The organism is Burkholderia sp. AU4i, assembly GCF_000466765.1.
Taxonomy (GTDB): domain Bacteria; phylum Pseudomonadota; class Gammaproteobacteria; order Burkholderiales; family Burkholderiaceae; genus Burkholderia; species Burkholderia cepacia.
Map to the genome: position 1 here is coordinate 1 of NZ_ASSI01000196.1, position 14,639 is coordinate 14,639.

A 14,639-nucleotide genomic window follows, 5' to 3' on the forward strand; every position below is an offset into this window, starting at 1 on the left:
CCGGGCCGGCACGCCGAGCGCGTCGGGCGACGCGAGCCAGCCGGCCGCCTCGCGACGGTGCGCGGCACTGTCGAGCCACGCGCACGCATCGACGAGCGTGCGGATCAGCGCGCGCGCGGTGGCCGGATACAGCGCGACGAAATCGCGCCGGGCCGCGAGCACCTTTTCCGGATGATCGGGCCAGATCTCGCTCGTGACGGCGACGGTCCGCCCCGCGTTGCAGGCCTCGGCCACGGCATGCCACGGTTCGCCGGCGCAGAAGCCGTCGAGTTCGCCGCCCGCGAGCGCGGCCACCATCTCGGGCGGAGGGATCACGACACTGCGCACGTCGCGCAGCGGATCGACGCCGTGCGACGCGAGCCAGTGGTTCAGCCACATCGCGTGCGTGCCGGTCGGGAACGTCTGCGCGAGGAGCGGCTTGCGGCCGAGCGTCGCGAACGCGTCGCGCACGCTGCCGCTTTCGCGATAGGCGTCGGCGAGGCCGCGCGACAACGAGATCGCCTGGCCGTTGCGGTTCAGCACCATCAGCGCGGCCATGTCGGCCTGCGGGCCGCCGATCCCGAGCTGCAGCCCGCAGACCAGCCCGTACAACGCATGCGCGGCGTCGAGCTCGCCGCTCAGCAGCTTGTCGCGGACGGCGGCCCACGACGGCTGGCGGCTGAGTTCGAGCGTGAGGCCGTGCCGCGCACCGAGGTCCAGGCGCTGTGCGACGATCAGCGGGGCCGCGTCGCTCAGCGCGACGAACCCGAGGCGAAGATGCGCGCGTTCCGGCGCGACGGGAGAGGTGGTGTCCATGGCGGTCATGACTGGGGTGACGCGTCGAGCAATTGCCGCGCGACGTCGACGATGCGCAGGCCCTGATCCATCGCGCGCTTGCGCAGCGCCGCATACGCGTCGTGTTCGGACAGCCTGCGCTGGTCCATCAGCATCCGCTTCGCGCGGTCGATCAGCTTGCGTTCGGCGAGTTCGCGCTCGACATCGGCAAGCCGGCGGCGCAGCGCGTCGTCGTGCGAGAAGCGTGCGAGCGCGACTTCGAGAATCGGTGCAAGGCGTTCGGCCGACAGCCCTTCGACGAGATACGCGCTGACGCCCGCGCCGACCGCCGCGCGGATCAGCGACTGGTTGGCGTCGTGGCTGAACATCAGCACGGGGCGCGGCGCGGTCGCATGCATGACCGCGAGCTGCTCGAGCGTGTCGCGCGACGGCGAATCGGTATCGATGATCACGACGTCGGGATGCTGCTCCTCGACGGCGGCCGGCAGGCGCGCGGGCGTCGCGACGTCGTTCAGCATGTCGTAGCCGAGCTGCGCGAGCGCGTCGCCGAGCTCGCCGATCGGTTTGTCGGTATCGGTGACGAGCAGCACGCGCAGGCGGGGGGAGGAAGCGGGCGCACTCATGATGCGAACGGCGGCGAAATCGTGGCGCGTTGCGCGGATCGGAGGCGGCCCCGCGCGCACGTCGTGCCGGCGCCGCGCGCGGCGACCCGGCAGCCGGTGCGAACGGCGCCGCTGTTTTCATGACAGGTGGGCGGCGGGTGCCGCGTGGTGTCGCGCATGCTACGCGGCCCGGGAGAAGACCGTGTCGATCGCGGCCCCCGCTGCGCCCGCGCCCGGCACCTCATGCACGGCCGTTTCGCCGATCGCGCCGCCGACGAGGATCACGGCCGGACTGCCGAGCCGGGCTGCGTCGATGCCGCGCGCGAGATCGCCGAGCGTGCCGGTCCAGCGGCGTTCGTCGGGCGTGCCGGCCCATTGCACGGCCGCGGCCGGCGTCGATGCCGGCAGCACGGCGAGCAGGCCGGCGGCGATGCTGTCGACGCGGCTCATGCCCATGTAGATCGCGAGCGTGGTGCCGGTCGCGGCGAGACGCGCCCAGTCGGGTTCGCCGTGGTCCTGACGATGGGCGGTGACGAACGTGACGCCGTGGCAATGCGCGCGGTGCGTGAGCGAGATGCCGAGGCTCGCGGCGGCGGCGAACCCCGACGAGATGCCGTTGACGATCTCGACCGGAATCGCGGCGGCGCGCAGCGTCGCGAGTTCTTCGCCGGCGCGCCCGAACAGCAGCGCCTCGCCGCCTTTTACACGCACCACATGCGCGCCGCGCAGTGCGTAACGGCGCATCAGCTTCTCGATGAATGCCTGCGGCGTGGAGCGGCAACCGCCGCGCTTGCCGACGCGGATGACGCGCGCCTGCGGCGCGAGTTCGACGATGCCGGGCGCGACGAGATCGTCGAGCAGCAGCACGTCGGCAGCGGCCAGCGCTTTCACGGCCTTGAGCGTGAGGAGATCGGGATCGCCGGGGCCGGCGCCCAGCAGGGTGACTTTGCCTGTCGTCATGTCGTGTTCCAGTGCCGCCTGCATGCGGCGGCCGATAGCGCGTTGTTGCGCGGCGGCGGGCGGTCGACGTATCGGCATCCGGCCGTGCCGCGCACGGAAGGACGCCGTTGTCCTGAGCGGCCCGCCTGCACGACGGGCCCGGTTTTGCGGGGACTGCCCACCGGCGCCGTTGCCGGTGTCATGCAGCGGGTTCAGCAATATCCGGGCCAACCGGCATCGCCCGTCGCGCCCGCGCGGCGGGAACGGCGCGCACCATGCCGCGCGATGGTCATGTGAGGGCGAAATGCGGGCCGAATATGGGCCAATCGCGGGCCAAGTACGACCCCCGTGCCGGCGCGCGGCCGCCGCGCGCCGGCACCCGCAATGCCGCATCGGCGTGCATCGTGCCCCGCCCGTACGCACCGCGATGTCGCACGGCGACAGTGCTGCATCGCACCACATCTGTGCCTCTCTGCATCACCGCGCATCGTGTGCCGACTGTCGCCGCGCGCCGCGCGACGCCGGACGAGCCTTGCGCGGCGGGACTGCGGGCCCGATTTGCGGCGACATGGCACGGCGTTTGCGTAAGCCGGTTCGGGCGAATCAATGGCGATTCGTCCGGCAGTACCGATTACAGACGCGCCCGGCAACGGGCTTCATGGGCAACGGCGTCCTACGCATCGGGTCTCGACGAGACCGGGTGCGCAGGACGCCGTTTTTCGTTTGGCGGATGACATGACCGACAAAGCTACCCGTATCGATCTCTTCAGCCTCCGCACCGCGCCGATGCGCGCGTTCCACCTGACGTGGATGGCGTTTTTCGTGTGCTTCTTCGCATGGTTCGCGTGCGCGCCGCTGATGCCGCTGATTGCACGCGAATTCCACCTGAGCGCGGCGCAGGTTGCCAACATCAACATCGCGGCCGTGGCCGCGACGATTGCCGTGCGGCTGCTGGTCGGCCCGCTGTGCGACCGCTTCGGCCCGCGCCGCATATACGTCGGCCTGCTGCTGCTCGGCGCGATCCCCGTGTTCGCGGTGTCGTTCACGCACGACTACCTGTCGTTCCTGATCTGCCGGCTCGGCATCGGCGCGATCGGCGCGGGTTTCGTGATCACGCAGTACCACACGTCGGTGATGTTCGCGCCGAACGTGGTCGGCACCGCGAACGCGACGACGGCCGGCTGGGGCAATGCCGGCGCGGGCGCGACGCAGGCGCTGATGCCGCTGCTCGTCGCCGCCGGCCTGATGCTCGGCTTCGGCGAGGATTCGTCGTGGCGTATCGCGCTGGTCGTGCCGGGCGTCGCGATGCTCGCGATGGCCTGGGCGTACTGGCGCTTCACGCAGGATTGCCCGCAAGGCGACTTCGCCGCGCTGCGCAAGGAAGGCGTGACGGTCGACAACGGCAAGAAGGGCGGCTGGGCGAGCTTCTTCGCGGCCTGCGGCAACTATCGCGTGTGGATGCTGTTCATCACGTACGGCGCGTGCTTCGGCGTCGAGGTGTTCATCCACAACATCGCCGCGCTGTACTACGTCGATCACTTCAGCCTGTCGCTGAAGGACGCCGGTTTCGCGGTCGGCATGTTCGGGCTGCTCGCCCTGTTCGCCCGTGCGCTCGGCGGCTGGCTGTCCGACAAGGTCGCCGCGCGCCGCAACCTCGACGTGCGCGCGATGCTGTTGTGCGCGCTGATCGTCGGCGAAGGGCTCGGGCTGATCTGGTTCTCGCATGCGCAAAGCGTCGGCATCGCACTCGTCGCGATGCTCGCGTTCGGCCTCTTCACGCACATGGCGTGCGGCGCGACCTACGCGCTGGTGCCCTTCATCGACCGCAAGGCACTCGGCGGCGTCGCGGGGATCGTCGGCGCGGGCGGCAACGTCGGCGCGGTCGCCGCGAGCTTCCTGCTCAAAGGCGTCGGCGACGTGCAGCACACGCTCGGCCTGCTCGGCCTTGCCGTCACCGCGACCGCGCTGTGCGCGATGGCCGTGCGCTTCAGCGAGGAACACAAGGCACGCGAAGCCGAGCTGCGCGACCGCGCGCTGGCTGCCGGCAGCGTCGCGAACTGATCGACCGAGGGAAACGTCATCATGAAACTCATCGTCATCGGCCACGGCATGGTCGGCCACAAGCTGCTCGAGTGCGTCGCGGCGCAAGCGAGCGCGGCGGGCGCGCTGCAGGTCACCGTGCTCGGAGAGGAGCCACGCCCGGCCTACGACCGCGTGCACCTGTCCGAGTTCTTCGCGGGCAAGTCGGCGGACGACCTGTCGCTCGTCGAACCCGGCTTCTTCGAGCGTCATCCGCAGTTCGACCTGCGCCTGAACGCGCGCGTCGCGTCGATCGACCGCGCCGCGCATACGGTCACGCTCGCGTCCGGGGAAACGCTCGCGTACGACAAGCTGGTGCTGGCGACGGGTTCGCGCCCGTTCGTGCCGCCGATGCCGGGGCACGATCGTGAGGGCTGCTTCGTGTACCGGACGATCGAGGATCTCGAGGCGATGCAGGCGTGCGGCGCGCACGCGAAGCGCGGCGTCGTGATCGGCGGCGGGCTGCTGGGCCTCGAATGCGCGAAGGCGCTGCGCGACATGGGGCTCGACACGCACGTCGTCGAATTCGCGCCGCGGCTGATGGCCGTGCAGGTCGACGACGGCGGCGGCCGGATGCTGCGCGCGAAGATCGAGGCGCTCGGCGTGACCGTGCATACGGGCAAGAACACGCTCGAGATCGTCGACGGCGAAGAGGGCACGCACCGGATGGCGTTCGCCGACGGCTCCCATCTCGACGCCGACATGATCGTGTTTTCGGCCGGCATTCGCGCACGCGACGAACTGGCACGTGCGTGCGGCCTGGAAATCGGCCCGCGCGGCGGCGTCGCGATCGACGACGCGTGCCGCACGAGCGACGCCGACATCTACGCGATCGGCGAATGCGCGGCCTGGAACGGCATGGTGTACGGCCTCGTCGCCCCCGGCTACGACATGGCGCGCGTGGTGGCGAAGCAACTGGGCGGCGATGCGGACGGCGAGGCCGGGGCTACGTTCGCGGGCGCCGACATGAGCACGAAGCTGAAGCTGATGGGCGTCGACGTCGCGAGCATCGGCGACGCGCACGGCACGACGGCCGGCAGCCGCACCTACCAGTACGCGGACGAGCGCCGCCAGGTCTACAAGAAGCTCGTCGTGTCCGACTGCGGCAAGTTCCTGCACGGCGCGGTGATGGTCGGCGACGCGGCCGAATACGGCACGCTGCTGCAGATGATGCTGAACCGCATCGAGCTGCCCGAGTCGCCGGAATTCCTGATCCTGCCGTCGTCGGACGGCGCCGCTAAGCCGGCGCTCGGCGTCGACGCGCTGCCTGACGGTGCACAGATCTGCTCGTGCAACAACGTGTCGAAGTCGCAGATCTGCACGGCGGTCGCCGACGGCGCGACGAGCCTCGGCGCGCTGAAGTCGTGCACGGGCGCCGGCACGTCGTGCGGCGGCTGCGTGCCGCTCGTCACGCAGATCATGAAGGCCGAGATGAAGAAGCAGGGCCTCGCGGTCAACAACCATATCTGCGAGCACTTCCCGTATTCGCGCCAGGAGCTGTTCCACCTGATCCGCGTCGAGCGCTTCACGACCTTCGACGCGCTGCTCGCGAAGCACGGCCATGGCCTCGGCTGCGACGTGTGCAAGCCGGCGGTGGCGGGCATCCTCGCGTCGTGCTTCAACGAGTTCGTGCTGAAGAAGGAGCACGCAGGGCTGCAGGATTCGAACGACTACTACCTCGCGAACATCCAGCGCGACGGCACGTATTCGGTCGTGCCGCGCATGCCGGGCGGCGAGGTCACGCCGGAAGGGCTGATCGCGGTCGGTCAGGTCGCGAAGAAGTACGGGCTCTACACGAAGATTACCGGCGGCCAGCGCGTCGACCTGTTCGGTGCGCGCGTCGAGCAGCTGCCGTCGATCTGGGAGGAACTGATCGCGGCCGGTTTCGAATCGGGCCACGCATACGGCAAGGCGCTGCGCACCGTGAAGTCGTGTGTCGGCTCGACGTGGTGCCGTTACGGCGTCGGCGATTCGGTCGGCCTCGCGATCGACCTCGAGAATCGCTACAAGGGGCTGCGCGCGCCGCACAAGATCAAGTTCGGCGTGTCCGGCTGCACGCGCGAGTGTGCGGAAGCGCAGGGCAAGGACGTCGGCGTCATCGCGACCGAGAAGGGCTGGAACCTGTACGTGTGCGGCAATGGCGGGATGAAGCCGCGCCACGCGGAACTGCTCGCGTCCGACCTCGACCGCGCGACGCTGGTTCGCTACATCGACCGTTTGCTGATGTTCTACGTGCGCACGGCCGACCGGCTGCAGCGCACGAGCGTTTGGCGCGACAACCTCGAGGGCGGCCTCGACTACCTGATCGACGTCGTCGTGCACGACCGGCTCGGGATCGGCGCCGAACTCGAAGCCGACATGCAGCACGTGGTCGACACCTACGAGTGCGAGTGGAAGCGGGCCGTCACCGATCCCGACACGCGCAAGCGCTTCCGTCACTTCGTGAACAGCGATGCGCCGGACACGACCATCGAATTCGTCGAGACGCGCGGTCAGATCCGGCCCGCGATGCCCGGCGAACGGGCGGGCGGCAAGCCCGTGTCGATTCCCGTCGTCGCCGAAAGCGCGGCGCAAGCCGTGACCGAACCCGCAACCGCCTGACCGATATCCGCACCACTTCAAGGAGCCCATCATGAACGATCGTCTTCCGCCGTCCTGGACCCGCGTGTGCGCGCTCGACGACATCGTGCCGAACACCGGCGTGTGTGCCCTCGTCAACGGCGAGCAGGTCGCGGTCTTTCACGTCGCGCATGCCGAGGAAGGCGGCGTGTTCGCAATCGACAACGTCGATCCCGTGTCGCGGGCGGCCGTGATGTCGCGCGGGCTGATCGGCAGCCTCGGCGAGCGCGTCGTCGTCGCGTCGCCGCTGTACAAGCAGCATTTCGACCTGCGCACCGGCGAATGCCTCGAGGCACCCGGGCAGTCGGTGAGCACGTATCCGTCGCGGGTCGAGGACGGCTTCGTGTGGATCGCGGCCTGACCGCCCCGGAGCGCGCATGACCGCCACCCCCGTCAAGAGCGTGTGCCCGTACTGCGGCGTCGGCTGCGGGATGGTGCTGCACGTCGAGGAAGGCGAAGTCGTCAAGGTGTCCGGCGACGCCGACCATCCGGCCAACTTCGGGCGGCTGTGCACGAAGGGTTCGTCGGCGCACGTCGCGCTGCGCCGCTCGGGGCGGCTCGACCGCGCGTTCGTGCGCCGCGCGCGCGAGGACGACCTCGTGCCGCTGCCGGCGCGCGACGCGATCGCCGACACCGCGCGCCGCCTGCGGGCGGTGCTCGATGCGCACGGGCCGGACGCGCTGTCGTTCTACGTGTCGGGGCAGATGTCGATCGAGGCGCAATACCTCGTCAACAAGCTCGCGAAGGGTTTCGTCGGCACCAACAACATCGAGTCGAACTCGCGCCTCTGCATGGCGAGCGCGAGCACCGGCTACAAGCAGTCGCTCGGCGCGGACGGCCCGCCCGGGTCGTACCAGGACTTCGATCGCGCGAACCTGTTCTTCGTGATCGGCGCGAACATGGCCGACTGCCATCCGATCCTGTTCCTGCGGATGATGGACCGCGTGAAGGCCGGCGCGAAGCTGATCGTCGTCGATCCGCGCCGCACCGGCACGGCCGACAAGGCCGACCTGTTCCTGCAGATCCGGCCGGGCACCGATCTCGCGCTGACCAACGGGCTGCTGCACCTGCTGCATGCGAACGGCCGCACCGACGGCGCGTTCATCGACGCGTACACCGAAGGCTGGGACGCGATGCCCGCGTTCCTCGCCGACTACACGCCCGGGCGCGTGGCTGAAATCACGGGGCTCGCGGAAGCCGACCTGCGCACGGCCGCGCAATGGATCGGCGACGCGCAGGAATGGATGAGCTGCTGGACGATGGGGCTCAACCAGAGCACGCACGGCGTGTGGAACACCAACGCGATCTGCAACCTGCATCTCGCGACGGGCAGGATCTGCCGTGACGGCAGCGGGCCGTTCTCGCTGACCGGCCAGCCGAACGCGATGGGCGGGCGCGAGATGGGCTACATGGGCCCCGGCCTGCCGGGCCAGCGCTCGGTGGCGTCCGACGACGATCGCCGTTTCGTCGAGCACCTGTGGCGCGTGCCGGCCGGCACGTTGCGCAAGGAAACCGGCAACGGCACCGTCGACCTGTTCGAGCGGATGGCGGCCGGCGACATCAAGGCATGCTGGATCATCTGCACGAACCCGGTCGCCACGGTGCCGAACCGGCAGAACGTGATCGCCGGATTGCAGGCCGCGGAACTCGTGATCGCACAGGACGCGTTCCTCGATACCGAAACCAACCGCTACGCGGACATCCTGCTGCCCGGCGCGCTGTGGGCCGAGGGCGACGGCGTGATGATCAACTCCGAGCGCAACATGACGCTGATGCGCGCGGCGGTCGCGCCGCCGGGCGACGCGCTGCCCGACTGGCGCATCGTCGCGGAAGTCGCGCGCGCGATGGGGTTCGGCGATGCGTTCGACTATGCGTCGGCGGCCGACGTGTTCGACGAGATCGTCCGTTTCTCGAATCCGGCGACGGGCTACGACCTGCGCGGCGCGAGCCATGCGGCGCTGCGCGACGGGCCCGTGCAGTGGCCGGTCGCGCCGGGCACCGCGCGCGAGCGGCACCCGATCCGCTACCTGAACGACGGCGTGAGCCAGCCGCTGCGCCCGGCCGCCGACGGCGACGACGCGCCGCGCATCGCGTTCCCGACGCCGTCGGGCAAGGCGCGCTTCTTCGCCCGGCCGCATGTCGATCCGGCCGAATTACCCGACGACACGTTCCCGATCGTGCTGAACACGGGGCGGCTGCAGCATCAGTGGCACACGATGACGAAGACGGGCAAGGTCGCGATGCTGAACAAGCTGAACCCGCGCCCGTTCGTCGAGCTGCATCCGGACGACGCGAGCGCGCTCGGCATCGCCGCGAAGGACAGCGTCGAGATCCGCTCGGCGCGCGGCCGCGCGGTGCTGCCGGCCGTCGTGACCGAGCGCGTGCGGCGCGGCGACTGCTTCGCGCCGATGCACTGGAACGACGTGTACGGCGACGACCTGTGCATCAACGCGGTGACGAACGACGCGATTGATCCCGAATCGCAGCAGCCCGAACTGAAATACTGCGCGGTCGCACTGCGGCGCGTCGAGACCGCTGCGTTCGCGTCCGCCGACGACCAGACGGCGCAACCCGATGCCCGCGCCGACGATGCACGGCCCGCGCCGGCGACGGTGCAGGCGACTGCTTCACAGGAATCCGACATGGCAGACATCGACACTTTCGCGGCCGCGCTCGGCGTGACCGACCTCGCGCCGCCGCCGTTGACGGACACCGAACGGCTGTATGTGGCCGGGTTCGTCAGCGGGCTGAAGGCAAGCGCCGGCCGGCGCGAGGGCGGCGTGCCGGTGCTGCCGGCCGGCGCGCCGCTCACGCCGCCGGTGCGGTTCTGGCTCGACGGGATGCTCGCGGGGTTGTTCAGCCGCTCGCTGCCGGCGAGCTTGCCGGGCGCAGCGGCCCCCGTGCTGCCGGCCGATGCCGCCGCGTCCGGCGGCGTGCGGATCGTGCGCGCGCGGCCGAAGGTCGTGCTGCTGTGGGCGTCGCAGACCGGCAACATCGAATCGTTGACCGACGATTACGCGACGCAACTGATGAACGCGGGCTTCGAGATCCGCACCGCGTGCATGTCCGACTATCCGGTTGCGTCGCTCGCCGGCGCGCAATACGTGCTGCTGATGACCAGCACGTTCGGCGACGGCGACGCCCCCGACAACGGCAGCGAATTCTGGGAAGCGCTGCAGGCCGGCAGCGCCGCGCGCCTCGACGGCGTGCATTTCGCGGTGCTCGCGTTCGGCGACCGCAACTACGACCAGTTCTGCGGCCATGGCCGCCGGCTCGACGCGCGGCTTGCGGAACTCGGCGCGGCGCGCCTGTGCGCGCGCGTCGATTGCGACGTCGAATTCCAGCGCGATGCCGACCAATGGCTCGAACGCGTCGTCGCACGGATCAAGGAGGCCGATGCCGCGCTGCATGCGGTGCCGTCCGGCGGCCTGGGCCCGTCCGGGCTGCTGCCGTCGAAGGCGCATCCGGCGCCGTCGAAGCTCGTCGCGAACCTGCGGCTCAACCGTCCGGGCGCGGCGAAGGACACACGCTACGTGTCGCTGTCGACCGAAGGCGCGAACCTCGAATACGAAACCGGCGACGCGCTCGGCGTGTGGCCGACCAACTGCCCGGAACTGGTCGACGAACTGCTGTCCGTTACCGCGCTGAAGGCCGATGCACCCGTGTCGGTGGCGGGTGTCGGCGACGTGCGCCTCGGCGACGCACTCGCGCGTCACTTCGACATCACGCGCCCGCATCCGGACACGCTCGCGTTCATCGCGTCGCGCAGCGCGAACGGCGCGCTGAAGTCGCTGCTCGGCGACGACCGCAAGGGCGACCTGAAGCAATGGTTGTGGGGGCAACAACTCGCGGACGTGCTGCACGAGTTTCCGGTCGAGCTGTCGGGCAACGAACTCGTCGGGATGCTCAAGCGCATGCAGCCGCGTCTTTATTCGATTGCGTCGAGCCCGAGCGCGCACCACGGCGAGATCCACCTGACCGTGTCGGCCGTGCGCTATCACAACGGCCGGCGCGCGCGCAAAGGTGTCGCATCGACGTTCCTCGCCGATCGCGCGGACGACGGCCGCGTGCCCGTGTTCGTGCAGAAATCCGCGCATTTCCGGCCGCCGGTGAACGGCGACGTCCCGATCGTGATGGTCGGCCCCGGCACCGGCGTCGCGCCGTTCCGCGGCTTCCTGCACGAACGGCAGGCGCGCGGCGCGCGCGGGCGCAACTGGCTGTTCTTCGGCGAACAGCATGCGCAGACGGACTTCTACTACGGCGACGAGCTGGGCGCGATGCGCGACAGCGGTTTCCTGACGCGGCTCGATCTCGCGTTCTCGCGCGACCAGGCCGACAAGATCTACGTGCAGGACCGGATGCGCGAGCAGGGCGCCGAGCTGTTCGCGTGGCTGGAGGAGGGCGCGCACTTCTACGTGTGCGGCGACGCCGCGCGGATGGCGAAGGACGTCGATGCCGCGCTGAAGGCCGTCGTCGCCGAGCACGGCGGCATGTCGGACGAAGCCGCGAACGACTATGTCGCGCGGCTCGCGAAGGCGCGCCGCTACATGCGGGACGTGTACTGACCGCGAGCCGTGCGGCGTGACGCGGCGCGGCCCGCCGGTTTGCGGGCCCGGCTTCGGGCGACGCGTTGGCCTGCGACGAGCCGCGCCGGGCCGCCGGGAAGGCCGTCGACGGCGAACGTCGCACGCGACGGGCCGGGCAGCGGGCACGGCGTTCCTGCATGACATGAACCGGCGGCCGCCACCGGTTTGCGTTACTGCTGACGCTCCCACGCGCGCGCCTGTTCGGCACGGACGAACGTTTCCGACGACCGCGGCAGCAGGGTGCGGAACGCGCCGCCGTCGCTGTCGATCACGTCGACCATCTTCGCGATCATTTCTTCCGGATCGTGCTGTTCGAGCGGGAACGTCAGCCGCTCGGGCGTCACCGTGTGGACGGCCGGATCGTGCCAGCGCCGCGTCGTTTCCATCATCCGGTCGTTGAAACCCGTGCTGTACGGGCCCGGGTTCACGACCGCGACACGGATTCCGTGCGGCGCCAGCTCAGCGTGCATCGCCTCGGCGATCGATTCGACCGCGTGCTTCGACGCGCAATAGGCGCCCGTGAACGGCCCGGTGATCAGGCCCGCGATCGACGACACGAACACGATCTTGCCGTGCCGGCGCGCGAGCATCCCGCGCGCGATGTGCTGCGTGAGTTCGAGCGGCCCGAACACGTTGACGTCGAACAGGTCGCGGACGATCCCGACCGGCAGGTCGACGAGCGCGCCGGCTTCGCCGACGCCCGCGTTGTTCACGAGCACGTCGACGTCCAGCTCGGCCGCGCGGGCGCGATCGTCGGCCGACGCGACATCGAGCTTGATGGCGCGCAGCGTGGTGCCGCGTTGCGCGGCAGCGGCCGTCAGTGCGTCGATCTCGGCCGTGACGCGCACGCCGGCCGTCACGTCGTGGCCGCGTTCGGCGAGCCGCAGCGCCACTTCGCGGCCGAAGCCGGTGCCTGCGCCGGTAATGAGGATGCGTTTCCGTGCCATGTGCTTACCTTGTGGTGGGAAGGGTTGCCTGAAAGCGGTCGCGGCCGTGCCGGGCGATCGCGGTGTCTTCGTCGACGCTGCCGCCCGAAACGCCGATGGCGCCGACGCAGCGTCCGCTGCCGTCGACGAGCGGTTCGCCGCCGCCGAACGTGACGAGCCCGCCGTGGCTGTGCTCGATCCCGCGCAGCGGCCCGTCGCCCGACATCGCACCGAGCGCGCCGGTCGATATGCGGAAGCGGACCGCCGTCAGCGCCTTGCGCTGCGCGAGATCGATCGCGCCGAGGAAACAGTCGTCAGTGCGCGCGAACGCGAGCAGGTTCGCGCCGGCATCGACGATTGCGATGGCGACGCCGGCGACCTGCAGCGACGCCGCATGCGCGAGTGCTGCGTCGATCGTACGGCGGGCGGCTGCGAGCGGCAGCGTGGCGGTGAGCGGGTTCATGCGAGGCTCCGGTGGGACGACAGGCCCCAGTGTAGGCAGTTGCGGTATATGGGAGAATCCGCATTCCGCTCGAAAGAGTTTCAAGTTTTTCTAATGATGAGCCGACGCGATCCGATGGCCGGGCTGCACGTGTTCATGACGGTCGCGACGGCCGGCAACTTCACGCGGGCGGCTGCCGCGCTCGGCCTGACGCCGGCTGCAGTCAGCCTCGCGATCGGGCAGCTCGAGGGCGAGCTGAACGTGAAGCTGTTCAATCGCAGCACGCGCGGCGTGAGCCTGACGGAAGCCGGGCAGCACTACTGGCGGCAGACGGAGCCCGCGTACCGGCAGGTCGTGCACGCGCGCGACGCGCTGAAGGATGCGCGCAGCGAGCCGAGCGGCGTGTTGCGCGTCACCGCGCTGCCGCTGGCGCGCACGCTCGTGATCGCGCCGGTGCTGGCCGTATTCCGCGAGCGTTATCCGAAAGTGCGGCTCGAGATCCGCTACGAGAACGAACTCGTCGACATCGCGAAGGACGGGTTCGATGCGGGGATTCGCCTCGCCGACCGGCTGCAGCCGGGGACGATCGGCGTGCGGATCGCGCCGGCGCTTTCGTGCGCGCTGGTCGCGTCGCCCGGTTATCTGGCGCGGTACGGCACGCCGGCGTCGCTCGCAGCGCTCGAAACTCATGCCTGTATTCGCTTCCGGTTTTCGGAGAGCGGGCGGCTGCACAAATGGCTGCTGCACGACGGGCGCCGCGATGTCGATCTCGATCCGGAAGGCGTATTCGTGACGAACGATGCCGATGCGGTGATCGACGCGGCGCGTGCCGGTGTCGGGATCGCGTTTGCGTTCATGCGCGAGCGCATCGAGCAGGACTTGCGCGACGGCACGCTCGTCGAGGTGTTGCCGGGCGCGTGCCGGACGCTGCCGCCGATGTGGCTGTATTACGTGAATCGCAAGCACGTGCCGGCGAAGCTGCGCGCGTTCATCGACGTGCTGCGGGAGCGCGACGGCGCGGGCGCGGCGTAAGCGTTGCATCGGCCGGTTGACTGCAGCGCTGGCCGAGGCGGCGCATGATGGCGGCTCCAGCCACGAAACGAAGGAGTCGCGTCATGACGGTATCTCTTCATTTTCCGGTTCGTACTTTGGCCATTGCCGCGGCGCTGGTGGCGGCCGTGACCTGCAGCGCGCCGGCCATCGGCCAGACATCGACCGTACCCGCCGGTTCGGCTGCGGCAACGCCCGACAATGCGGTGCTGCTCACCGTCTTCCTGAAACACGACCAGTCGCGCCCGCTCGCCGAGCTGAACGCGCAACTGGCGAAGCAGGGGTTCTACAAGGCGTTTCCGCCGCCGGGCGTCGAAGTGGTGAGCTGGACCGTGACGATGGGGATCGGGCAGATCGTCGTGTTGCGGTTGCCGGCATCGCGGGTGCGCGAGGTCAATCGGGTGCTCGAGGATACGGCGTGGGGTGCTTATCGGACGGAGTTCTACCCGACTTACGACTACAAGGCGATCGGGTTGGGGGAGCATGAGCGGGCGAAGTGACCGTACGCCGTACGATTCCGTAACGGCGCAAAGCGGATGCGAGCGCACCGAATCAACCTGTCCCCATTCCTGAAACGCCCCGCGCCATCATGTTTTCGTCCTCGCCTTTCGCGCTCCATCCG

11 protein-coding genes are annotated in these 14,639 nt (G+C 69.8%); 6 read left to right on the forward strand and 5 right to left on the reverse strand.

The window, feature by feature from the left end; translation table 11 throughout:
- The 3 genes from L810_RS35065 to cobA all read right to left on the reverse strand — a co-directional run.
- The coding region (locus L810_RS35065; protein WP_042977472.1) for a CmpA/NrtA family ABC transporter substrate-binding protein at positions 1-795 on the reverse strand (795 nt) is incomplete at its 3' end.
- A 5-nt stretch (positions 796-800) separates the two neighbouring features.
- A complete protein-coding gene (locus tag L810_RS35070; protein WP_042977474.1) occupies positions 801-1,397 on the reverse strand; it encodes an ANTAR domain-containing response regulator in 597 nt (198 codons plus the stop codon).
- 159 nt (positions 1,398-1,556) lie between these two features.
- On the reverse strand, positions 1,557-2,336 hold the full coding sequence (gene cobA, locus L810_RS35075; protein WP_021162914.1) for a uroporphyrinogen-III C-methyltransferase: 780 nt from the start codon (positions 2,334-2,336) through the stop codon (positions 1,557-1,559).
- 714 nt (positions 2,337-3,050) lie between these two features.
- On the opposite strand from cobA, the gene L810_RS35080 reads away from it, so the two are divergent.
- From L810_RS35080 to L810_RS35095, 4 genes are read left to right on the forward strand one after another with little or no spacing between them, the layout of a single operon-like run.
- Positions 3,051-4,376 carry an MFS transporter gene (locus tag L810_RS35080; RefSeq protein WP_021162915.1) on the forward strand — a complete coding sequence of 442 codons (1,326 nt, stop codon included), beginning with the start codon at positions 3,051-3,053 and terminating at the stop codon, positions 4,374-4,376.
- Between the two features lie 21 nt (positions 4,377-4,397).
- On the forward strand, positions 4,398-6,995 hold the full coding sequence (nirB, locus tag L810_RS35085) for a nitrite reductase large subunit NirB (RefSeq protein ID WP_021162916.1): 2,598 nt from the start codon (positions 4,398-4,400) through the stop codon (positions 6,993-6,995).
- 31 nt (positions 6,996-7,026) lie between these two features.
- Positions 7,027-7,374 (forward strand): nitrite reductase small subunit NirD, encoded by a 348-nt coding sequence (gene nirD, locus L810_RS35090; protein ID WP_021162917.1) that lies wholly within the window; start codon positions 7,027-7,029, stop codon positions 7,372-7,374.
- Between the two features lie 16 nt (positions 7,375-7,390).
- A complete protein-coding gene (locus L810_RS35095; RefSeq protein ID WP_021162918.1) occupies positions 7,391-11,578 on the forward strand; it encodes a bifunctional nitrate reductase/sulfite reductase flavoprotein subunit alpha in 4,188 nt (1,395 codons plus the stop codon).
- A 191-nt stretch (positions 11,579-11,769) separates the two neighbouring features.
- Here the strand turns inward: L810_RS35095 and L810_RS35100 are convergent, their stop codons facing one another.
- Entirely contained in the window at positions 11,770-12,546 is a 777-nt protein-coding gene (locus L810_RS35100) for an SDR family oxidoreductase (RefSeq protein ID WP_042977476.1), read from the reverse strand.
- 4 nt (positions 12,547-12,550) lie between these two features.
- A complete protein-coding gene (locus L810_RS35105) occupies positions 12,551-12,988 on the reverse strand; it encodes a GlcG/HbpS family heme-binding protein (RefSeq protein WP_042977478.1) in 438 nt (145 codons plus the stop codon).
- 96 nt (positions 12,989-13,084) lie between these two features.
- Between L810_RS35105 and L810_RS35110 the strand changes: the two genes are divergently transcribed.
- On the forward strand, positions 13,085-13,999 hold the full coding sequence (locus L810_RS35110; protein WP_042977489.1) for a LysR family transcriptional regulator: 915 nt from the start codon (positions 13,085-13,087) through the stop codon (positions 13,997-13,999).
- An 83-nt stretch (positions 14,000-14,082) separates the two neighbouring features.
- The gene (locus L810_RS35115; RefSeq protein ID WP_021162920.1) at positions 14,083-14,517 is read left to right on the forward strand and encodes a hypothetical protein; all 435 of its coding nucleotides are present in this window, start codon (positions 14,083-14,085) and stop codon (positions 14,515-14,517) included.
- The last annotated feature ends 122 nt before the right edge of the window (positions 14,518-14,639 follow it).

Coding starts and splice junctions, on each gene's coding strand:
- L810_RS35110 (WP_042977489.1), top strand. CDS start 13,085: ATGAGCCGACGCGATCCGATGGCCGGGCTGCACGTGTTCATGACGGTC.
- L810_RS35105 (WP_042977478.1), bottom strand. CDS start 12,988: ATGAACCCGCTCACCGCCACGCTGCCGCTCGCAGCCGCCCGCCGTACG.
- L810_RS35100 (WP_042977476.1), bottom strand. CDS start 12,546: ATGGCACGGAAACGCATCCTCATTACCGGCGCAGGCACCGGCTTCGGC.
- cobA (WP_021162914.1), bottom strand. CDS start 2,336: ATGACGACAGGCAAAGTCACCCTGCTGGGCGCCGGCCCCGGCGATCCC.
- L810_RS35095 (WP_021162918.1), top strand. CDS start 7,391: ATGACCGCCACCCCCGTCAAGAGCGTGTGCCCGTACTGCGGCGTCGGC.
- nirB (WP_021162916.1), top strand. CDS start 4,398: ATGAAACTCATCGTCATCGGCCACGGCATGGTCGGCCACAAGCTGCTC.
- L810_RS35070 (WP_042977474.1), bottom strand. CDS start 1,397: ATGAGTGCGCCCGCTTCCTCCCCCCGCCTGCGCGTGCTGCTCGTCACC.
- L810_RS35080 (WP_021162915.1), top strand. CDS start 3,051: ATGACCGACAAAGCTACCCGTATCGATCTCTTCAGCCTCCGCACCGCG.
- nirD (WP_021162917.1), top strand. CDS start 7,027: ATGAACGATCGTCTTCCGCCGTCCTGGACCCGCGTGTGCGCGCTCGAC.
- L810_RS35115 (WP_021162920.1), top strand. CDS start 14,083: ATGACGGTATCTCTTCATTTTCCGGTTCGTACTTTGGCCATTGCCGCG.